This is a genomic window from Bergeriella denitrificans NBRC 102155, from assembly GCF_001592185.1.
GTDB lineage: Bacteria > Pseudomonadota > Gammaproteobacteria > Burkholderiales > Neisseriaceae > Neisseria > Neisseria denitrificans.
The window spans coordinates 1-1676 of sequence record NZ_BCWL01000303.1; the positions used below are offsets into that span (position 1 = coordinate 1).

At 59.7% G+C, this 1676-nt stretch carries 1 protein-coding gene; it reads left to right on the forward strand.

Annotated features, from left to right (window positions below; all coding sequences use genetic code 11):
* Nucleotides 1-111 precede the first annotated feature (111 nt).
* Nucleotides 112-1512, forward strand: a complete 1401-nt coding sequence (locus BDE01S_RS10375) for an L-serine ammonia-lyase (RefSeq protein WP_066081257.1) — start codon at nt 112-114, stop codon at nt 1510-1512.
* The last annotated feature ends 164 nt before the right edge of the window (nt 1513-1676 follow it).

Below are 1676 nucleotides of genomic sequence, written 5' to 3' on the forward strand. Positions count from 1 at the left end.
AAATTCTACGACTATAACGGCCGCTGTTTGGCGCAAAGATTAACCGGCCGCAACGGGCAAGGCAAAAGTTCCCGTTGCGTCCCAACCCATTCAAATGAAAACGAACACACCATGATCAGTATTTTCGATATCTTCAAAGTCGGCATCGGCCCCTCCAGCTCGCACACCGTCGGCCCGATGAAAGCCGCCGCAGCCTTTGCCGCCATGTTGGCCGAAAGCGGCGCGGATGCATCCACCGCCCGCATCGTAGCGGAAACCTACGGCTCGCTGGCGCTGACGGGGCAGGGGCATGGCACGTTTGACGCGCTGTTGCTGGGCTTGGAAGGCAGCCTGCCGCACGATATTCCGCTGGCCGACATTCCCGAACGCCTGCGGCGCATCCGCGAAGACGGGCGGCTGTATCTGAACGGGCGCGAAATCCGCTTCGATTTCGCGCAGGATATGCAGATACTCGGCGACCGCCTGCTGCCCAAACACCCCAACGGCCTGCGTTTTCTGGCCTACTCGGCAAGCGGGGAAGAGCTGGCCGCCCAAGTGTATTATTCCGTCGGCGGCGGCTTTATCGTGACCGACGAAACCTTCGGCCAGGAAAGCAGCCAAGCCGCCGAAGTGCCTTACCCTTATCGCAGCGGCGCGGAGCTGCTGGCGCAATGCCGTCTGAATCAGCTCAATATTTCCGAAATCGTATTGGCCAACGAAGCGGCGCTGGCCGGCTGCAGCGAAGCAGACATCCGCCGGCGCGTGGCCGAAGTGGCCGACATTATGGCCGCCTGCATCAAGCGCGGGCTGGGCGGTGACGGCGAGCTGCCGGGCGGCTTGAACGTGCGCCGCCGCGCCCCGCAGCTGGCTGCCAAATTGCGCGTGCTGCGGGAAACCGAAATCGTCAACACCCAGCTGTGGCCGATGGTGTATGCCATGGCAGTGAACGAAGAAAACGCATCGGGCGGCCGCGTCGTCACCGCCCCGACCAACGGCGCAGCGGGCATTATCCCCGCCGTATTGCACTATTTCCGCAAGTTCAACCCCCACGCCAGCCAAGAGCGCGTGGAAAATTTCCTGCTCACCGCAGGCGCCATCGGCATTCTGTACAAAACCAACGCCTCCATTTCCGGCGCCGACGTCGGCTGCCAGGGCGAAGTCGGCGTAGCCTGCTCAATGGCGGCGGGTGCGTATGCCGAAGTCATCGGCGGTACGCCCAAACAAGTGGAAAACGCCGCCGAAATGGCGATGGAGCATCACTTGGGGTTAACCTGCGACCCCGTCGGCGGACTGGTACAAATCCCCTGCATCGAGCGCAACGGCATCGCCGCCGAAAAAGCCCTCAAACTCGGCACGCTGGCGCTGCTGGAAGACGGCATGGATAAAAAAGTGTCTCTGGACGAAGTCATCCAAACCATGCTGCAAACCGGCCGCGATATGAAAGCCACCTATAAAGAAACCTCGCTGGCAGGCCTGGCCGTGACCCTGCAGAAAAAAGCCGTGCCCGTATCCGTGCGTGTGGTCGAGTGCTAAGACACGGTTTGCCGGATAACGAAGCAGAAAAAGCCGTCTGAAAAATGCGTTTTTCAGACGGCTTTTTTCGGCTTAATAGACATTTGGGATGACAAAAATCGCTGAAAGCCCCTAGCGGTCGTTTAACGACATTTTTACGGGCTATTTTTCGATACCGCAAAAAA

Bases quoted from the DNA above. Each gene is read 5' to 3' on its own strand.
- BDE01S_RS10375 (WP_066081257.1), top strand. From the start codon at position 112: ATGATCAGTATTTTCGATATCTTCAAAGTCGGCATCGGCCCCTCCAGC.